This window comes from Pantoea sp. CCBC3-3-1 (assembly GCF_007981265.1).
In the GTDB taxonomy this organism is placed as follows: Bacteria; Pseudomonadota; Gammaproteobacteria; order Enterobacterales; family Enterobacteriaceae; genus Erwinia.
Window position 1 is genome coordinate 3,649,987 of sequence record NZ_CP034363.1, and the last position, 19,008, is coordinate 3,668,994.

At 53.3% G+C, this 19,008-nt stretch carries 19 protein-coding genes; 2 read left to right on the plus strand and 17 right to left on the minus strand.

What is annotated here, in order from left to right; all coding sequences use genetic code 11:
* Positions 1-83 precede the first annotated feature (83 nt).
* From EHV07_RS17030 to ndk, 10 genes are all read right to left on the minus strand, one after another.
* Positions 84-311: a zinc ribbon domain-containing protein gene (locus EHV07_RS17030; protein WP_147199178.1), complete on the minus strand. Its 228-nt coding sequence runs from the start codon at positions 309-311 to the stop codon at positions 84-86.
* Positions 312-375: 64 nt separating this feature from the next.
* Positions 376-1,866, minus strand: coding sequence for a ribosome biogenesis GTPase Der (gene der / locus EHV07_RS17035; protein ID WP_147199180.1), 1,491 nt, complete (start codon positions 1,864-1,866; stop codon positions 376-378).
* Between the two features lie 168 nt (positions 1,867-2,034).
* On the minus strand, positions 2,035-3,216 hold the full coding sequence (bamB, locus tag EHV07_RS17040; protein WP_147199182.1) for an outer membrane protein assembly factor BamB: 1,182 nt from the start codon (positions 3,214-3,216) through the stop codon (positions 2,035-2,037).
* 45 nt (positions 3,217-3,261) lie between these two features.
* Positions 3,262-3,882, minus strand: coding sequence for a YfgM family protein (locus EHV07_RS17045; RefSeq protein ID WP_147199184.1), 621 nt, complete (start codon positions 3,880-3,882; stop codon positions 3,262-3,264).
* Positions 3,883-3,896: 14 nt separating this feature from the next.
* A complete protein-coding gene (gene hisS, locus EHV07_RS17050) occupies positions 3,897-5,183 on the minus strand; it encodes a histidine--tRNA ligase (protein WP_147199186.1) in 1,287 nt (428 codons plus the stop codon).
* A gap of 95 nt (positions 5,184-5,278) precedes the next feature.
* Positions 5,279-6,400: a flavodoxin-dependent (E)-4-hydroxy-3-methylbut-2-enyl-diphosphate synthase gene (ispG, locus tag EHV07_RS17055; RefSeq protein ID WP_147199188.1), complete on the minus strand. Its 1,122-nt coding sequence runs from the start codon at positions 6,398-6,400 to the stop codon at positions 5,279-5,281.
* A gap of 37 nt (positions 6,401-6,437) precedes the next feature.
* Positions 6,438-7,409 carry a cytoskeleton protein RodZ gene (gene rodZ / locus EHV07_RS17060; protein WP_147199190.1) on the minus strand — a complete coding sequence of 324 codons (972 nt, stop codon included), beginning with the start codon at positions 7,407-7,409 and terminating at the stop codon, positions 6,438-6,440.
* Entirely contained in the window at positions 7,399-8,130 is a 732-nt protein-coding gene (pilW, locus tag EHV07_RS17065; RefSeq protein ID WP_147199191.1) for a type IV pilus biogenesis/stability protein PilW, read from the minus strand. Before pilW ends, rodZ begins: the two co-directional genes overlap by 11 nt.
* An 81-nt stretch (positions 8,131-8,211) precedes the next feature.
* Complete coding sequence (locus tag EHV07_RS17070; protein ID WP_147199193.1) at positions 8,212-9,381, minus strand: bifunctional tRNA (adenosine(37)-C2)-methyltransferase TrmG/ribosomal RNA large subunit methyltransferase RlmN; 1,170 nt, start codon at positions 9,379-9,381, stop codon at positions 8,212-8,214.
* Between the two features lie 303 nt (positions 9,382-9,684).
* The gene (gene ndk, locus EHV07_RS17075; protein WP_147199195.1) at positions 9,685-10,116 is read right to left on the minus strand and encodes a nucleoside-diphosphate kinase; all 432 of its coding nucleotides are present in this window, start codon (positions 10,114-10,116) and stop codon (positions 9,685-9,687) included.
* A 335-nt stretch (positions 10,117-10,451) separates the two neighbouring features.
* Here ndk and sseA point away from each other — a divergent pair, with 335 nt between their 5' ends.
* Positions 10,452-11,306, plus strand: a complete 855-nt coding sequence (gene sseA / locus EHV07_RS17080) for a 3-mercaptopyruvate sulfurtransferase (protein ID WP_147199197.1) — start codon at positions 10,452-10,454, stop codon at positions 11,304-11,306.
* A 71-nt stretch (positions 11,307-11,377) separates the two neighbouring features.
* Here sseA and sseB read toward each other — a convergent pair whose 3' ends face one another.
* The 5 genes from sseB to trmJ form a co-directional block, all read right to left on the minus strand.
* Complete coding sequence (gene sseB, locus EHV07_RS17085) at positions 11,378-12,142, minus strand: enhanced serine sensitivity protein SseB (RefSeq protein ID WP_147199199.1); 765 nt, start codon at positions 12,140-12,142, stop codon at positions 11,378-11,380.
* Between the two features lie 60 nt (positions 12,143-12,202).
* Positions 12,203-13,486: an aminopeptidase PepB gene (pepB, locus tag EHV07_RS17090; protein ID WP_147199200.1), complete on the minus strand. Its 1,284-nt coding sequence runs from the start codon at positions 13,484-13,486 to the stop codon at positions 12,203-12,205.
* A 162-nt stretch (positions 13,487-13,648) separates the two neighbouring features.
* Positions 13,649-14,863, minus strand: coding sequence for an IscS subfamily cysteine desulfurase (locus EHV07_RS17095; protein ID WP_147199202.1), 1,215 nt, complete (start codon positions 14,861-14,863; stop codon positions 13,649-13,651).
* Positions 14,864-14,979: 116 nt separating this feature from the next.
* Positions 14,980-15,477, minus strand: a complete 498-nt coding sequence (gene iscR / locus EHV07_RS17100) for a Fe-S cluster assembly transcriptional regulator IscR (RefSeq protein WP_147199204.1) — start codon at positions 15,475-15,477, stop codon at positions 14,980-14,982.
* Between the two features lie 187 nt (positions 15,478-15,664).
* Positions 15,665-16,399, minus strand: a complete 735-nt coding sequence (trmJ, locus tag EHV07_RS17105) for a tRNA (cytosine(32)/uridine(32)-2'-O)-methyltransferase TrmJ (protein WP_147199206.1) — start codon at positions 16,397-16,399, stop codon at positions 15,665-15,667.
* 118 nt (positions 16,400-16,517) lie between these two features.
* Between trmJ and suhB the strand changes: the two genes are divergently transcribed.
* The gene (gene suhB, locus EHV07_RS17110; protein WP_147199208.1) at positions 16,518-17,321 is read left to right on the plus strand and encodes an inositol-1-monophosphatase; all 804 of its coding nucleotides are present in this window, start codon (positions 16,518-16,520) and stop codon (positions 17,319-17,321) included.
* A gap of 45 nt (positions 17,322-17,366) precedes the next feature.
* Here the strand turns inward: suhB and EHV07_RS17115 are convergent, their stop codons facing one another.
* Positions 17,367-18,365, minus strand: a complete 999-nt coding sequence (locus EHV07_RS17115; protein WP_147199210.1) for a nickel/cobalt transporter — start codon at positions 18,363-18,365, stop codon at positions 17,367-17,369.
* Complete coding sequence (locus tag EHV07_RS17120; protein WP_147200659.1) at positions 18,356-18,958, minus strand: DUF1007 family protein; 603 nt, start codon at positions 18,956-18,958, stop codon at positions 18,356-18,358. The genes EHV07_RS17115 and EHV07_RS17120 overlap by 10 nt, the downstream gene beginning before the upstream one ends.
* Positions 18,959-19,008: the final 50 nt, after the last annotated feature.

A 19,008-nucleotide genomic window follows, 5' to 3' on the forward strand; every position in this document is an offset into this window, starting at 1 on the left:
TTAAATATTACTGAAAATAATACGCTTAACTGTAGGGATTTAACCTGGCATTAATCAGGCCACTTATTAGCCTGATTATCTTTCTAAAGTGTTTCTATTAGCGCCTTAAAAACCACGCGCTTTTTAGAAATCAGCCCGTGACCGTTCGGACAAAAGTAATCAACCGCGCCGCAGGCCTTCAAAACCTGAAGAGACTGCTCGCAATCCGGGCAGATAGCCTTGGCGGCAAAATTGCGCTGACAATGGGTGCAGTGGAAATGTCCTTCTTCCGCAGTCAGATTTTGCTGGCAAACCGGGCAGGTCTCACTCATATCACTCTCCTGTTTTATCTGCATTGAGTATAAAACAAAGGGGGCCGATTGGCCCCCTTGTGGATTAACGTTTATTTTTCTTCAGATGGCTCATCAGACGCTTACGCTTGCGCTGCTGATTAGGCGTCAGCAGGTTACGCTTACCGGCAAACGGGTTGTCGCCTTCCTTAAACTGAATACGGATTGGCGTGCCCATCACTTCCAGTGAACGACGGAAGTAGTTCATCAGGTAGCGTTTATAGGAGTCCGCTAAATCTTTCACCTGGTTGCCGTGGATCACTACAATCGGTGGGTTATAGCCCCCCGCGTGCGCATATTTCAGCTTCACGCGGCGACCACGCACCAGCGGTGGCTGATGATCGTCAGCTGCCATGTTCATGATGCGGGTCAGCATGGAGGTGTTCACGCGACGGGTCGCACAATCATACGCTTCGGTGACGGATTCAAACAGGTTGCCTACGCCGCTGCCGTGCAGAGCAGAAATAAAGTGCACGCGAGCAAAGTCGATAAAGCCAAGACGCAGATCCAGTGCTTCTTTCACTTCATCACGTGCTTCCTGCGTCATGCCGTCCCACTTATTGACCACAATCACCAGAGAGCGGCCGCTGTTCAGGATAAAGCCCAGCAGTGACAGATCCTGATCGGAAATCCCTTCGCGCGCATCGATAACCAGCAGGACGACGTTAGAGTCTTCAATCGCCTTCAGGGTTTTGATTACCGAGAACTTCTCGACAGTTTCAGTAATCTTGCCACGCTTACGCACGCCAGCCGTATCGATCAGAATATACTCACGGCCATCGCGTTCCATGGGGATGTAGATACTGTCACGCGTGGTACCCGGCATGTCGTAAACCACAACGCGGTCTTCGCCGAGAATACGGTTAGTAAGCGTTGACTTACCTACGTTAGGACGCCCAACGATAGCCAGTTTGATCGGCAGATCCAGCGGGTTGAAGTCATCTTCCGGCTCTTCCAGCCCTTCTTCACCCTCTTTTTCTTCCAGATCCGCCCAGTATGCGGCGTTTTCTTCTTCTTCCGTCAGCTCGCGCGGCGGCTCAACTTTTTCCATCCACGGCAGCAGCACCATCTCAAGGAGGCTGTTAACACCGCGTCCATGAGAAGCGGCGATAGGATGAATATCACCCAGGCCCAGTGCAAAGAAGTCGACTACGGCGGAATCAGGATCCATGCCGTCGGTTTTGTTGGCGACCAGGAAAGTCGGTTTCTGACGCGAACGCAGATGTTGGGCAATGGCCTGGTCGGCAGGCATCAGGCCGGCACGAGCATCAACCATAAACAGCACCACATCAGCTTCTTCGATTGCTAGCAGGGACTGTTCGGCCATACGGGTTTCTACACCCTCTTCATTGCCATCGATACCACCGGTATCAATACAAATGTATTCCCGCCCTTCGACCTCGGCGCGACCATATTTACGGTCACGGGTTAGCCCAGGAAAATCCGCCACCAGCGCATCTCGCGTGTGCGTAAGACGGTTAAACAGGGTGGATTTTCCCACATTGGGACGCCCGACCAGCGCGACCACAGGTACCATATTGAAGCCTCATTACAAAAAAATAGAGCCTTGATCGCTTAACGACGGCAAACAGAGGTTGCTGACGCACACGCAGGCTGAAGGCGTAAAGAATACCACGCCCAGAGAAAAACGAAACGGCCCCTGACGAATCAGGAGCCGTTACAGAGCATCGCTAATGCCGTAATATTAGCGGGTAAAAGCGTAAACTTCACCGTCTTTCGACTGAATCAGCAGCTTATCGCTGGCAACAACCGGTTCAGTCTGGAAACCCGAGCTGTCCACTTTCTGCTGAGCTACAAAGCGGCCGTCGGTCGTATTGATCCAGTGCAGATAGCCTTCGCTGTCGCCAACCACCAGATAGCCATTGTACAGCACCGGTGAGGTCAGGTTGCGGTGCAACAGATCGCTCTGACGCCAAACCGTCACGCCACCGTCAGTGTTCAATGCCACAACGCGGTCATCCTGATCGACAAGGTAAATATGGCCCGCATCAACAATAATATTGTGTACGGAACCAATCTCACGTTTCCACATGATCTGCCCTGAGCGCAGGTCCATCGCAGAAAGCGTACCGTTATAGGCCAGCGCATAAACCACGCCGTCAACAACAACCGGGGTGGTATCTACATCTGACAGACGATCGATTTCGGTCGCGCCGCCAGGCTGGGAGATACGCTGCTGCCAGATAATCTGGCCCTGGTTCATCATCACCGCGCTAACGCGTCCGTTGTCACCACCGACGATTGCCGCACCAAAAGCAGTTACCGGCGCAGATTCACCACGAAGTGACAGCGCAGGCACGTCCAGATTGACTGTCCACTTCACGACGCCGCTGCTTTGATCCAGCCCCTGCAACATGCCGTTGCTGGTATGGATCAGCACCAGGACATCGCTGGCTACCGGGCGGGAAAGCACTTCACCGGCGACTTTTGTCTGCCAGGCAATCGAACCGTCGCTGGTGTTAAGCGCATAAACCTGACCGCGCTCGCTTCCTACATAAGCATGGCCGCCGTCAACAGAGACACCGCCTGAAAGCAATGCAGGAAGATTCTTTGAGAAGAAACCCGTCTTTTCAGAGAGATCGACCTTCCACTGTTCTTTACCGTCGCCCGCATTGACCGCTTTCACAATGCCGAAACGATCGGCCGCATAAACGGTACTGTCTGCCCAGGCCGGATGCAGGTTAGAGTAATAATCACCCACGCCATCGCCAACGGATGTGCTCCAGACTTTTTCCGGAGTGAACTGATTTTCGACCTTAGGCAGCGGCGACATTTTTACCACGTCTTCTTCACCGCTGAACCATGAACATCCGCTGAGTAAGGTGACTGAAATCAGTCCCGGCAGAAGTATCTTACGCAATTCCATGAAATCCCTCTTGAGCCTGTTGAGGCAATTTTTTTACTCAGGCCGTTAGCCCGGCAAATTATTCATTTTCATCTGCAGCATCTCTTTCAGCGCCGGAGACGCGTCAGAGGCAATGCCTTTGCTCCAGGCATCGCGCGCGCCTTTGCTGTCGCCTTTGCTAAGCAGGGCTTCACCACGCACATCAGCAATGATTGCGGTCCAGCCGTCGCCTTTAATGGCATCGAGAGTTTTCAGCACGTCGTCCGGCTGCTTCTGCTGTAGCTGAATACGCGCCAGGCGCAGATTCAATACCGCCTGCAAATTCGCATCTTTCGTCGCTTTCAGGCCCGATTGCAGCTGTGCAGCGGCTTTATCCAGTTGATTACTGTCAACATAGCGCTTAGCGAGATCCAGCGACGCCAGCGCACCGTAGGTGTTGCTGTTTTCACTGGCAAACTTCGCGGCCGCGTTCAGCGTCTCAGGCTTGCTGGCGTCCAGCGCGGTAGAGACCTGCTGATAACGAGCCGATGCTTCGCGGCTGCTGCCATCCTGATGAGTGCTCCAGTAACGCCAGCCCGCCAGCGCACCAATGCCCAGAATGACGCCGACTACCAGCGCTTTACCGTTCTGAGCAAAAAAGCCTTTTAACGCATCGACCTGTTCGTTTTCGTTGCTATAAACTTCCACGCGCACCTTCTCCTTTAAACGTCGGCCTGCTGCAGCATTGCTGCCAGCGTGCTCGCTGCATCATGCTGATCCAGCGTCTGCTGCTCGCCGTTACGCAAATCTTTAATCACTACCTGACCGTTAGCAACTTCCGCTTCGCCCAGTACCAGCGCCACGCGTGCGCCCCACTTATCTGCACGGCCGAACTGCTTCTTGAAATTACCGCCGCCAAAATTGGTCATCAACTTTAAAGACGGGTCAGCATCACGAAGCCGTTCAGCCAGCTGCATCGCGGCGGACTGCACGCCTTGCCCTGAAGCGATAACATAGACATCGACAATGCGCGTCGGTTCAAATTCCGGATTAACTGCCTGAACCAGCAGCACCAAACGCTCCAGGCCCATAGCAAAACCGACGGCAGGTGTGCCCCGGCCGCCAAGCTGTTCAACCAGGCCATCGTAGCGTCCACCGGCACAGACGGTACCCTGAGCGCCCAGGCTGCTGGTCACCCATTCAAAAACGGTACGGTTGTAGTAATCGAGGCCGCGCACCAGACGCTGATTCACGGTATAGGCAATGCCAGCTGCATCAAGCAGTTCGCACAGACCATCAAAGTGTTCACGTGATTCGGTATCCAGATAATCACCCAGCACCGGCGCCGAGTTCAGCAGCGCCTGCACGTCTGGATTTTTGCTGTCCAGCACACGCAGCGGGTTGCTGTACATACGGCGTTTGCAATCTTCATCCAGCACGTCTTTATGTGCTTCCAGGAAAGCGACCAGCGCATCACGATAGTCAGCCCGCGCTTCCAGTGAACCAATAGAGTTCAGCTCAAGACGAACGTGATCGGCAATGCCCAACGCTTTCCACCAGCGGGCCGTCATCATAATCAGCTCAGCATCGATGTCCGGCCCCTGCAAGCCGAAAACTTCCGCGCCAATCTGATGGAACTGGCGATAGCGCCCTTTCTGCGGACGTTCGTAGCGGAACATCGGACCGATATACCACAGACGCTGTTCCTGATTGTACAGCAGACCGTGTTCGATGCCGGCACGCACGCAGCCTGCCGTCCCTTCCGGACGCAGCGTCAGGCTTTCGCCGTTGCGATCGTCAAAGGTATACATCTCTTTTTCAACCACGTCGGTGACTTCACCGATAGCGCGCTTGAATAACGGGGTCTGCTCTACAATCGGCAGGCGGATTTCGCTATAACCATAGCTGGCCAGCACCTGCTTGAGGATCTGCTCAATGCGTTGCCATACGACGGTGTCCGCGGGCAGGTAATCGTTCATCCCGCGAATTGCCTGAATATTCTTCGCCACTTTTCTTCTCTTCTTAATACTGGGAACTGAACCAAGACACGCTCACCGGCCAGCAGGCCTGTCTGCTGCGCTTAATTCAGCTCCGCAAATACGATTTATTTTTCGACTTGCTGTACGTCAATGCGGCGGGACTCATCCATCATCGAGGCTTTGGCACGAATACGGGCTTCCAGCTGATCGATCATGTTGTCATTATCCAAACGCTCCTTGAGGCGTACGCCATCCTCATAAAAGCCGCTTTTCTTGTTGCTGCCGGTCACGCCCATGGTCGACACCAGCGCTTCGCCCGGGCCATTCACCACGCAACCGATAATGGAAATATCCATTGGCGTAATGATGTCCTCCAGACGCTCTTCAAGGGCATTGACCGTGCCGATCACGTCAAATTCCTGACGAGAGCAGGTTGGACAGGCAATAAAGTTGATGCCACGAGAGCGAATGCGCAGGGATTTGAGGATATCAAACCCAACCTTCACCTCTTCCACCGGATCGGCCGCCAGCGAAATACGCAGCGTATCGCCGATGCCTTCTGCCAGCAGCAGTCCCAGTCCAATAGCGGATTTCACTGAACCGGCGCGCGCGCCGCCCGCTTCCGTAATGCCGAGATGCAAAGGCTGATCGATCTGCTTAGCCAGCAAACGATAAGACTCAACCGCCAGGAAGACGTCTGATGCTTTTACGCTGACTTTGAACTGATCGAAGTTAAGGCGATCGAGGTGATCGACATGGCGCATGGCAGATTCCAGCAGAGCCTGCGGCGTAGGTTCGCCGTACTTCTCCTGCAAATCTTTTTCCAGCGAGCCTGCATTCACGCCGATGCGAATAGGGATATTGTTATAGCGTGCGCAGTCGACAACCTGACGGATGCGTTCTTCGTTACCGATGTTGCCGGGATTGATACGCAGGCAGTCGACGCCGTATTCGGCAACCTTCAGCGCAATGCGATAGTCAAAGTGGATATCGGCAACCAGCGGGACATCCACCTGCTGTTTGATCAGGCGGAAAGCTTCAGCAGCATCCATGGTAGGAACAGAAACGCGAACAATGTCCACGCCGACGCGCTCAAGCGCCTTAATTTGTCTGACCGTGGCTTCCACGTCAGTGGTTCGCGTGTTGGTCATGGACTGTACGGCTATAGGTGCGCCGTCGCCCACTGGCACCTTGCCGACGTAAATTCGCTTTGATTTGCGACGGATAATGGGTGCTTCGTTATGCATATTCTTTCTCCGAAATTACTCGCGACCAGAAGATGCGTTAATGCGCACCGACTGTGAGGCGGGCAACCTGGTTGGTACGGATGAAACGACTCAGATCGACCGGCTGTCCCTGGTACTGGATCTGGACTGCGCCTGGCGCGCCAATTTTCAGGCGATAAGGTGCGGTGCCGGCGAGACTGAGTTTACCACCACTGCGCTGCATTCCGCTGAACAGTTTTTTTCCTGTCGCATCGGTGACTTCCAGCCAGCAGTCTTTATTGAAGTTCATAACCAGAGCAGAAGGATCGGCTGCAGGCGCGCTAACGCCTGCAGTGCCGGTAGGCATTTGTCCATTGCTGGTATTGTCAACCGGCGCCTGGGAAGGCGAAACGGCCGCAGGCTGCTGCTGGGCGGCAGCAGCATTAGTGGTCGATGCCGGTTGCTCCGCTGCCGGTGCAACAGCAGATGCGGATGAGGTTTCAGCCAGGGCGGGCGCTGGCGTCGTCTCGGTCGGCGGCGTGCTGTCGGCACCGCTATCGTTCAGCGGGATTGACTGGCTGTTACCGTCCGACGTTGACACATTCTGATCGGCCATCGAAACCAAATCGTCCTGCGCGGCTTTATGATTTTGCCACCACCAGGCACCGGTCAGACCGACCACAACAAACAGCACCAGCCAGGTGAAAATCATCAACCAGCCGTCGCGTTTTTTCCGCCTTTTGCCCAGTGAAAAACTCTGCATCGGTTCCACTTTGGCGGCACGCACTGGAGCCTGCTTCGCCATCATCGGCAGCAGCTCCTCTTCGGGTACATGGACCAGACGAGCATAGGAACGAATGTAGCCACGCAGGAAGGTCGACGCCAAATCTGCCGGCGCTTTATCTTCTTCAATGTCCCGTACGGTGGAAAGTTTCAGGCAAAGGCGCTCTGCAACGTTCTGCTGAGTCAGACCCATTTGTTCACGGGCCCCACGCAGGCGCTCGCCTGTTGAATTTACTGCTGATTTATCTTGAGTGGCTTCAGTATTCATTAGCTAAAAAATGCAGGTACTGTATCGATTGTGGAAAATTTCGCGCCAGCTGCTCTCCGGCAAGCTTTACGCTTGCGGGCTGCTCTGCCTGCGCGGCGAAGCGAATCTCTAACCACAGGCTTTCTGCCGAGGCAGTAAAGTTGTGTTGATAAACATCTAACAGGAGCCGCGTTGCGGTGCGCTCCTTCTTTCCAAATCGCCTTTCGGCTTCTGCCAGCAAAGCAGCGCCTCTCTGCGGATCGTGCCGGGTAGCCTTAATGAGCGCTTCCTTTGCCTTTTGCTGCTCTCCCGCATGGAGATAACAGTAGCCAGCATTTTCAACTGCATCAGCACGCCCGCTGTTTTCGGCACCGTCAGCCGCTTTACTGAACTGCTGCTGAGCCGCATCATACTGCCCTAAACGACAGAGAAACGCACCGTAATTATTGATTACGTCACGGTTTTCTCCGGCCAGACGGCGTGCCGCCTGGTAACGTGCGTCCGCGGCAGACACATCGCCAGCCTGCTGGAAGTACCGTGCCATCGCTAGCTGGCAGCGATAATCCTGAGGGGCCAGCGTCAACGCCTGCTGCAAATTACGTCGCGCAAACGGCAGTTCGCCCAGTGCCAGATAATCGAGCCCTAATTGTAGCCGTGTCTCCACCAGCTCGCTGCGTTGTACCGGTGCCGTACAGCCCGAAAACAATAACACAGCCAGCCAGATCGGGAATCCTTTACCCATATCGCCTCCTGATAAACAGGTGGCGATGGTACTCCAGACACATCACGGCTGACAGACGATAAGCTGGTTAAAACTCAGGTTTCAGAGCGCTTTCACAGAAATGGCTTCACCAGCCATTTTCTTACGCATCGTACGACGGGTACGGTCAATAACCTCACCCGCCAGCTGCCCGCAAGCCGCGTCAATATCATCACCACGAGTCTTACGCACAATAGTGGTAAATCCGTAATCCATCAACACTTTAGAGAAGCGATCGATGCGACTGTTCGAACTGCGACCATAAGGTGCTCCCGGGAAGGGGTTCCATGGGATTAGGTTGATTTTGCATGGCGTATCTTTCAGCAACGCCGCCAGCTCATGGGCGTTATCGGTGCTGTCATTCACGTGATCCAGCATGACGTATTCAATGGTGACCCGGCCCTGATTGGCGTTAGATTTTGAGATATAGCGTGCAACGGAATTCAGGAAAGTTTCGATATTGTACTTTTTATTGATCGGCACGATTTCGTCGCGAATGGCATCGTTTGGCGCGTGCAGAGAAATGGCCAGCGCGACGTCAATCATATCGCCCAGCTTGTCCAGCGCAGGAACCACGCCGGAGGTCGACAGCGTTACGCGACGTTTTGACAAACCAAAGCCAAAATCGTCCAGCATGATTTCCATTGCTGGCACAACGTTGTTCAGGTTCAGCAGGGGTTCGCCCATGCCCATCATTACCACGTTGGTAATCGGACGCTGGCCGGTAATTTTTGATGCGCCAATGATTTTAGCGGCACGCCAGACCTGGCCAATAATTTCTGATACGCGCAGATTGCGGTTAAAGCCCTGCTGCGCCGTAGAGCAGAATTTACATTCAAGTGCACAGCCTACCTGGGATGAAACGCACAGGGTGGCGCGATCTTTTTCCGGGATATAAACCGTTTCGACCTGCTGGCCGCCAACGGTAATCGCCCATTTAATGGTGCCATCTGCCGAGCGTTGCTCTTCAGCAACTTCCGGCGCGCGAATTTCGGCCAGCTCTTTCAGCTTGCCGCGGAAAACTTTATTGATGTCGGTCATCTCGTCGAAATCATCACAGCAGTAGTGATAAATCCACTTCATTACCTGATCGGCGCGGAACGGTTTTTCACCCAGGCTGGCAAAAAATTCACGCATTTGCTGACGGTTCAAATCGAGCAGGTTGATTTTTTCTTTTTTTGGCGTGGCGATAGCAGGTGATGCAGACGACGGAGTCACAATGTGTTCAGACATAATTTTCTCTGGCCTCGTTATTACACGTTATGGCGCTGGGGAGTGAATAATACATACCAGATAGATTTCGAACTGCAAGAAGGCGGCAGCTGAGTGACTCCCCATGAGCTTACTGTGGTAAGTGATTGGGGTGAGTGAAGGCAGCCAACGCATCTGCAAATTGAAAGATAGCGGGTATAAATGAAACGCCCCCGTTGAGCGAACTCATCAGGGGCGCATTATTGTACAAGTGTGGAACAGCAGGTTAAAGTGCGTCAAACAAATAAATTGTAAACGCCCTGATCTTCCACACTGCAAATAATCTTAGCGAGTGCGTGGGCACACTTCGTTTTCACCGAAGAAAAACGCGATTTCACGAGCAGCAGACTCAGCAGAATCTGAACCGTGAGTAGCGTTTTCGGTGAAGCTGTCAGCGTAATCTGCACGCAGAGTACCCGCCAGAGCGTTATCTGGGTTAGTTGCACCCATCAGATCACGGTGACGCTGTACAGCGTTCTCACCTTCCAGCACGGAAACCACTACCGGGCCAGAAGTCATGAATTCAACCAGACCGTCGAAGAAAGGACGGCCCTGGTGTTCAGCGTAGAAACCTTCAGCCTGTTCTTTGGTCAGGTGCAGCATTTTGGTGCCAACGATTTTGAAGCCAGCGCTTTCAAAACGGTTAAAAATGGCACCAATTACGTTTTTTGCCACCGCGTTTGGTTTTACGATAGAAAAAGTACGTTCAATAGTCATGTGGACCCCTGTTTGATGTCGAGTGTAGCCGGTGAAAAGCCTCCCCGGCCGGGAAAATGGCGCCGATTATAGGGGGCATAGCCGGGCTTGCCTATCGGAGATTCAACAAATCATTAAAAAAGTGTCTTTCATTTCCTTACGTTTATAACGGCCTTTCCGATATTTGAACAAAATTACTCCATTTTGAACGTTGTTGCTGCTATTTGCGCTTTTTTACCGATTTTTCGAGGTATCGTCAGGTTTTTGATTAATCCGGGCGCAAAAATGCACAACCTCTTGTGATGCCCGCCAGGATGGTTGACACTCAGCACAATGACATCCACAGCGAGGCCGCTATGACTACCTCTTTCTTTGTGACCGCCGACTGGCTGGCGGAACATTTTTCTGATGATGATATTCAGGTACTGGACGCGCGTATGCTGCCGCCAGGTCAGGAAAACGTGCGCGATATCGTCGCCGAATATCAGTCCGGGCATCTGCCGAACGCGCCTTTTTTCGATATTGAAGCCCTTTCCGATCACACCAGCCCTTATCCACATATGCTGCCGCGCGCCGAGGCTTTTGCTGTCGCTATGCGGGAACTGGGGATCGGCAGCGACAAGCATTTGATTGTTTATGACGAAGGTAATCTGTTCTCTGCGCCCCGTGCCTGGTGGATGCTGCGCCAGTTCGGCGTGGAAGAAGTCTCTATACTGGCGGGCGGGCTGAAGGCCTGGACCGACGCCGGTTTGCCGCTGACGAAAGGCGCGGTTTCTCTACCGGAAGCGGAATTTGAGGCCAGCTTTGATCCCGCCGTCGTGAAACGCGTGACCGATGTGATGCTAATCAGCCATGAAGGCAGCGCACAGCTTGTCGATGCACGAGCAGGAAATCGTTTCAGGGGAGAAGTCGACGAGCCTCGTCCTGGTCTGCTGCGTGGGCATATTCCCGGCAGCCGAAACGTACCGTGGAATGATCTGGTCGAAAACGGTCAGTTAAAATCACCGGAAGCGTTAAAAGCGATCTTCCAGCAGCAGGGTCTGAAGCTCGATCGGCCGATTGTGGCCAGCTGTGGATCCGGCGTCACCGCAGTTGTCGTCATTCTGGCGTTGAATACGCTGGGGGTAACTGACGTTACGCTGTATGACGGTTCGTGGGGCGAATGGGGAAGCCGTGATGATTTACCGCTCGCTGTTGGCGAAGCGCAGTAAGCATTAACAATTACCTTAAAAAAGTGAACCGCTCTGACCAGTAACGATCGGAGCGGTTAGCAATAAACGGCTTAATTACTGCTTTTGAAATCGCGCAGAAAGCTGCCCCACCGGCGTTCATAAAACGGCGTGATGTGCGCCATAAAGAAGTGGCTGATACCCTTTTCACCCTCAATCACTTCGCAAATGTCTACCGGCTCGTCATCCAGCAGGGTATCTGTCGCGACGCTTCCTGCTGCCTGAATGATATTTTCGATATCGCTGTCGGCCTCAATGCCAATGAGCAGATTTGGCCGATCTTCCGGCGCTTCTTTGATATGAGCAACCCAGGCACGGCGAACCTGCTTATGTTTAGCGAAAAGCTGCGTTAATGAAGCAATTACCTGTTCCGGCGGCTCGGCAATTTCAGAAAGCAGCAGGGATGTTCCCCCTTCCAGTACGCTTTGCTGGCTAAGCGCATTACCGCCCTCACCTAACAGGCTGGTAATTTCGCGCGGGCTGAATTCTTTCCCGGCAGGAAGCTTTGGGTTCAGGAATAAGGTTTCGCCCTGCGTCAGGCTAAACAGCGTGTGCACCGGCATTACCAGAAAAGGCTGGGCAGAAGTAACGGCCTGCTCCATTGCAGCTAAAGAGGTGAAGAAAGGAATAATGCTGCTGCCATCCTCTTTCTCCCAGTGCTCCAGATCGACCTGCGCCGGCTCAGCGTCCGTTTGTTCCTGCTCGCCTGGAACCCAAACGCTGGCGGCCATCAGTAATGAAAAGAACTCAGGACGGTGTGCCGGCTCCGTTGCCGCCAGCTTCAGCACCTCTTCAAGGCGCTGGTTAGTGTCATTCATTGGTTGCTTCCAGTAAAAGGTTCGAACAACCCGGCCAGATGCATCCGGCCGGGTTGGGTACTATTTCAACAGCAGGTTGGCTACGGTGCGCACGCCCAGACCGGTCGCACCCGCAGACCACTGATCGACAGCACCTTTGCGGTAGGTGGCCGAACAGTCAATATGCAGCCAGCCTTTCTGGTAGTTTTTAACAAAATGCGACAGGAAAGCGGCCGCGGTGCTGGCACCCGCAGTGTGTGAAGGTGCCGCGATATTGTTCAGATCGGCAAAGTTCGACGGCAGATAGCTGCGATGGAATTCCGCCAGCGGCAGACGCCAGAACGGTTCGTTTTCTGCCGTGGCGCTTCCCAGTAAAGAGTGGGCCAGCTCATCGTCAAAGCTGAACAAGGCATGGTAATCATTGCCCAGTGCAGTTTTGGCTGCGCCGGTAAGCGTTGCCGCATCAATCAGCAACTGTGGGTTCTGCTCGCTGGCGTCAATCAGGCCATCAGCAAGTACCAGTCGCCCTTCCGCATCGGTGTTCATGACTTCCACGGATTTGCCATTGCGGTAGCGAATGATATCGCCAAGACGGAAAGCATTGCCGCTCACCATGTTATCCGCGCAGCACAGATAAAGCTTGACGCGTTTATTAAGGCCACGACTGATAGCCAGCGCCAGCGAGCCGGTAAGCGTAGCTGCACCACCCATGTCTGATTTCATGGAGTCCATTGAGCCGCTTGGCTTAAGGCTGTAACCGCCGGTATCAAAGGTAATGCCTTTGCCCACCAGGCAGGCAAAAACGGGCGCGCTGTCATCGCCGGTTGGATTGTAGTCAAGCACCAGCAGCGCCGGATTACGGGTTGAACCGCGCCCAACGGTGTGCAGGCCCGCATATCCCTGTAAACGCAGATCGTCGCCTTTGGTAATGCGATAGCTGACTTTTTCGTTGCCTATCTCACTCAGTAAATCCACCGCACGCTGTGCCAGCTGGGACGGACTGAGATCTTCGGCGGGTAAATTAATGGTATCGCGTACCCAATCGATAATTTTGCTGCGGCGATCGAATTCGGCCCGGTCCTGCTCGTTAAGCGTGGCCCAATCTACTTTTCGTTCGCCTTTCGGGCCGCGATAGCCCTGCCAGAATGCCCAGCTTTGTTCCAGATCCCAGTCGCCACGCAGGCTAACGTGACGAATTCCCTGCGCATCAATCTTGCGTGCCGCTCGCTGGATAGTCGTTAACGCATCGTTACCGGTTAAATGAATAGTCATGCCGCTGTCGTTGCTGGTCAGGGTCGCTTTCTCGCCCCAGCGTGCATCCGCCGCTGCCGTTGACAGCAAAATGTTCATTGGCGTTGTGGTCATCGCATGGTTCCTTGTTAGAAAATAAATCGTGGTCCGTGTTCAAAGTCGGACACTACAATAAACCTTTCTCGAGATTCATTTAACCAGACTAACAGAAATCATAAAAAACGGGCTAAAACAGCAGCCCGTTAAATCAATGCAATAGCACAGAAGTGTCGAAAATCAGGAACGCAGAGAGGATGCCTTGCTGCCCAGGCCGCTGGCTTTAAAAGCTTTCCACTGGGGTGACAGCTCACGCAGGCGCTGGATTGATTTGCCAACCAGTTCAACAGCGTAATCAATTTCTTCGCGGGTGGTGAAGCGGCCCAGTGAAAAACGCAATGAACTGTGGGCAAGTTCGTCATCCAGACCCAGCGCGCGCAGCACGTAGGACGGTTCAAGGCTGGCTGAAGTACAGGCTGAACCGGAAGAAAGCGCTAAATCTTTCAGCGCCATTATCAGTGATTCACCATCAACATAGTTAAAGCTGACGTTCAGAATGTTGGGTGCGCCTTTTTCCAGATCGCCATTCAGATAAACTTCCTCAATGCCGCTGATCCCCTGCCACAGCCTCTGGCGAAGTCCGGCGAGACGGGCCGATTCTTCCGCCATTTCTTCTCTGGCAATCCGGTAGGCTTCCCCCATGCCGACAATTTGATGCACCGGTAGCGTTCCGGAACGCATACCGCGCTCATGACCGCCGCCGTGAATTTGTGCCTCAATACGAATGCGGGGCTTCCGGCGCGCATACAGGCCACCGATGCCTTTTGGTCCATAGAGTTTATGGGCTGAAAACGACATCAGATCGACGTTCAGCTGGCTGACGTCTACCGGAAGTTTCCCCAGGCTTTGAGTCGCATCAACATGAAAGAGGATATCTCGTGAGCGGCACAGCTCGCCGATAGCGGCAATGTCCTGCACCACGCCGGTTTCATTATTAACGTGCATGATGGAAACCAGGATGGTGTCATCACGCATCGCGGCTTCCAGCTCGTTCAGATTAATAATGCCGTTGGGTTGAGGCGCAAGATAAGTCACCGTAAAACCTTCGCGCTCAAGCTGAATACAGGTATCCAGTACCGCTTTGTGTTCTGTCTGGCTGGTGATGATGTGGCGCCCTTTTTCCTGATGGAAATGTGCGGCACCTTTAATCGCCAGATTGTCTGATTCAGTTGCGCCAGAAGTGAAAACAATTTCACGCGGATCGGCGCCAATCAGTTCTGCGATTTGGTTGCGGGCGACATCAACAGCTTCTTCTGCCTGCCAGCCGAAGCGGTGAGAGCGGGAAGCTGGATTACCAAACGTACCGTCCATCGTCAGGAACTGCATCATTTTTTCAGCGACGCGGGGGTCGGCGGGAGTAGTAGCGGCGTAATCCAGGTAAATCGGTACTTTCATTGCTCTTGAACTCCGTACATCACAATAAAATGTATGTCATTCAATGCGTTCTGACTGGCTCGTCAGTTTCTGTCGCCCCACAGGGTATGGGACGACAAGTTTCGCTGCCGCTTTAATCAGGCACGCAGATTGACGTTAATGGTTTCATGCACGCGGGTGTTAGGCACGCGCGCTTTTTCAGTAGAATTTTGACGGTCTGCAACGTCCAGGATTTCCTGGTTGTTAACCAATTCAGCCAGCGTAATGTTGTTGAGGAAATCGCTAATGCGTTCGCTCAGATCGCGCCACAGCACGTGAGTCAGACAACGCTCGCCGCCCTGACAACCTTCTTTACCCTGGCACTTGGTCGCGTCAACGGACTCATCCACGGCAGTAATTACCGCACCGACAGCAATCGCGTTCGACTCTTTACCCAGCAGATAACCACCGCCCGGACCGCGAACGCTGGCCACCAGACCATTTTTGCGCAGGCGAGAAAACAGCTGTTCCAGATAAGACAGGGAGATGCCCTGGCGTTCAGAAATATCAGCTAACGGCACTGGACCTTCGTGAGAATGAAGAGCAACGTCGAGCATAGCGGTAACGGCATAACGGCCTTTGGATGTCAGTCTCATGGCGTAAACGACCTCGGTTGTAGCCTGGTTGGCGTGAACAAATGATGGTCGTGAGTCTGACATTCCCGAGTGATTTGGTCAACTATTTAACCAAGTAAAACACTCAACTATTTAACCAAGTGTTTCACTCAAGTATTTAACCTGGTATTTCACTCAACTATTGCTGCCGCTATGCTGTTTTTTTGCGCTATTTATCGCCTTTCGGTTTTTCCAGCGAAGAAAGCATGCCGCGCAGAATGTTCAGCTCGTCACGCTCCGGGCGCGCACGGGTATAGAGGCGACGCATCTTGCTCATCACCTGCCCCGGGCTGCCTTCACGGATAAAGCCGCTTTTTACCATCATCTGTTCCATATGCTGATAAAAACGCTCGAGGTCGTCGACCAGCGGATACGGTGACGCTTCAAAGTCTGGCTGTTCTGCTTTCTGTTCCTGCGATTGTAAAAATGCCATACGCACTTCGTAAGCGATGATCTGCACCGCCATCGCCAGGTTGAGCGAGCTGTATTCCGGGTTAGCCGCAATAGCGACATGATAATGACACTTTTGCAGTTCTTCATTGGTCAGGCCAACGCGCTCGCGGCCAAAGACCAGTGCCACCGGGGCCTGCTCGCCTTCCTGTACGCTCTTGATGCCGCATTCGCGTGGATCGAGCATCGGCCAGGGAAGCGAACGGGAACGGGCGCTGGTACCCACGACCAGGCTACACCCTGTCAACGCTTCGTCAAGGGTATCCACGATGTGGGCTTCGCCAATAACATCGCTGGCACCGGCAGCCAGCGCAATCGCCTGGGAGTCAGGCTTGACGAGTGGGTTGACCAGGTAAAGGTTTGTTAAACCCATGGTTTTCATCGCGCGAGCGACAGAACCCATGTTGCCAGTGTGAGAGGTTTCCACCAGCACAATTCGGATATTCGAGAGCATAGGAATTCAGGTCTGTGAGATAATTTGAGGATGCTAACATATTTTCAGGACTTTTACCGAACCCCCTGCTATAATCCGCGCCGTTTTCCCGTTCTTTAACATCCAGTGAGAGAGACCGATGCATCCGATGCTCAACATCGCCGTGCGCGCTGCGCGCAAGGCCGGTAATTTAATTGCCAAGAATTACGAAACTCCAGACGCCGTTGAAGCCACCCAGAAAGGCACCAACGACTTCGTTACCAATGTTGATCGCGACGCTGAGCGCCTGATTATTGAGGTGATTCGCAAGTCTTATCCGCAACACACCATCATTTCCGAAGAAAGTGGTGAATTAGCAGGTACAGACCAGGATGTACAATGGGTTATCGATCCACTGGATGGCACCACTAACTTCATTAAGCGTCTGCCTCACTTCTCCGTGTCCATCGCGGTACGCATCAAAGGCCGTACCGAAGTTGCCGTGGTTTACGATCCAATGCGCAATGAGCTGTTTAGCGCGGTTCGTGGTCAGGGTACGCAGCTGAACGGTTATCGTCTGCGCGGCAGCACTGCTCGCGATCTGGATGGCACCATTCTGGCAACCGGCTTCCCGTTCAAACTGAAGCAGCATGCCACGCCTTACATCAACATCATTGGTAAGCTGTTTACTCAGTGTGCTGATTTCCGTCGTAACGGTTCAGCGGCGCTGGATCTGGCGTATGTTGCTGCGGGTCGCGTGGATGGCTACTTTGAAATCGGCCTGAAACCATGGGACTTTGCTGCGGGCGAACTGCTGGTTCGTGAAGCGGGTGGCCTGGTGACCGACTTTGTTGGCGCTCACGGTTATCTGCACTCTGGCAATATCGTTGCGGGTAATCCACGCGTAGTGAAATCTATGCTGGCCACCATGCGTGACGAACTGAGCGAAGCGCTGAAGCGCTAAGTTCGCAATAGTTGATAAGGGCTGAAGGATAACTTCAGCCCTTTTTCAACGCATAAACAGCGGCCTGATGCCACCCGACAAGGCCGGTTGCGCCGTAAGCCACAGCACGATCCCCATCACTACCAGCAATAAGCCTCCGGTCAGCGACAGGCAGGCTAATCCCATTTTTTGCCAGCCTTGTGACGACCCACGACTTAACTTCAGCGCCAGCGAACGAGAAATGTGCACCAGTAAAGCCATGGCAGAAACCGTGAGTGCCGTTCCCGCAGCCATGACGATTGCCGATAAAACACCCCACCAGTAAACGCCAATCACTTTTGCAAACAACAGCATCATCAGCGCGCCAGAACAGGGCCGTAGCCCCATGGATAACACCACCATGATTTTTGTTCTGATATTCACCGCTTTGTTAACGGATTCACTGTCCGGCACATGCTGGTGCCCGCAGCCGCAGTCCGCACTGTGCTGATGAGTGAGTGGCGTCAGACGATGGAAAGTGCGCGCTGGTTTTTTTAAAATTTGCAGCATCTTTCTTACTGCGCGCCAGCTCAGCCAGGCTCCGAGTACAATCACCAGCAAATAACTGCCCTTCTCCAGCCAGTAGCTGCCGAGATGCAGCTGGCGCGAAGAAAGCTGCAATACCGTTAGCATCACCGTTACCAGTACAACCGCAACAGCGCCTTGCAAAAGCGCCGCCGCCAGCGTCAGTTGCAGGCTGGTTTTAAGTTTCAAAGGATGCGTCGCCAGAAACGTCGCGATTACCACTTTGCCGTGACCCGGTCCCAGTGCATGCAATACGCCATAAATCAGGCTGAATCCCAGCAGCGTCAAGCCAACCTGATGAGGATGAGCGACGACCTGCTGCATCAACATGGTCATCTCTGCATGTAAATTCCTCTGCCAGAAGATGGTTTGCAGTAAAATCTGCGACCAGTGCAGCCAGACCACTCCTGCCCCGATAATCAACGCCAACAGCAGCAGGATGATCGGCCAGAACTGCCGCCAGCCGCGCGGCGTTTTTTGCTGCGTGATAATTACTGACATGTCAGCGTCACCGTTTGGGCAAACTCTCTGCCAAGTTCCCTATCCTCCGGTGGCGCATCGGCTTTATCAAGCGATAGCGCATACGCCTGCACAGACGCGTTCGGGTTGGGCGTTTTCAGACTGAACTGACACTGCTGAGCAAGTTCAGCAGGGATATGGAGTGATTTTTCAGAATCAAAGGTCATATCAACAAAATAGGTTGGGTCGAAAGTTGAGAAAGTATAGCGCTGGCCCTTGAGCGGCTGCGGCTCGCCCAGAGGAAGCACAAATTCCAGCACCGCCTGATTGCCCTGGCGCAGCAAACGATATTCTGGCGGTAAGTTATCAAATTTTACCGCTTTGCCTTCATGCCAGAACTCGGTGAAATAATGCTGTCCCAACACGTTAGCCATCACTTCCGCTGCCAGTTTTTTCCACACCACCGAGTCAGATTTTGCCTGTCCGGCATCATAGAGTAAATCGGCAGAGGTAATCGCATCCATCACCCAATGCATTTTCAAGCCGGTAAGCTGATTGCCTTGATGAACCAGCGTGGTTTGCAATGAAATAAAACTGTGAGGATGGCTCCAGGCTTGTGGTGCCACCGCAATCATTAAAGCAATAAAGGGACGCAAACAGAATACGTTATAACGTAACAATTTAT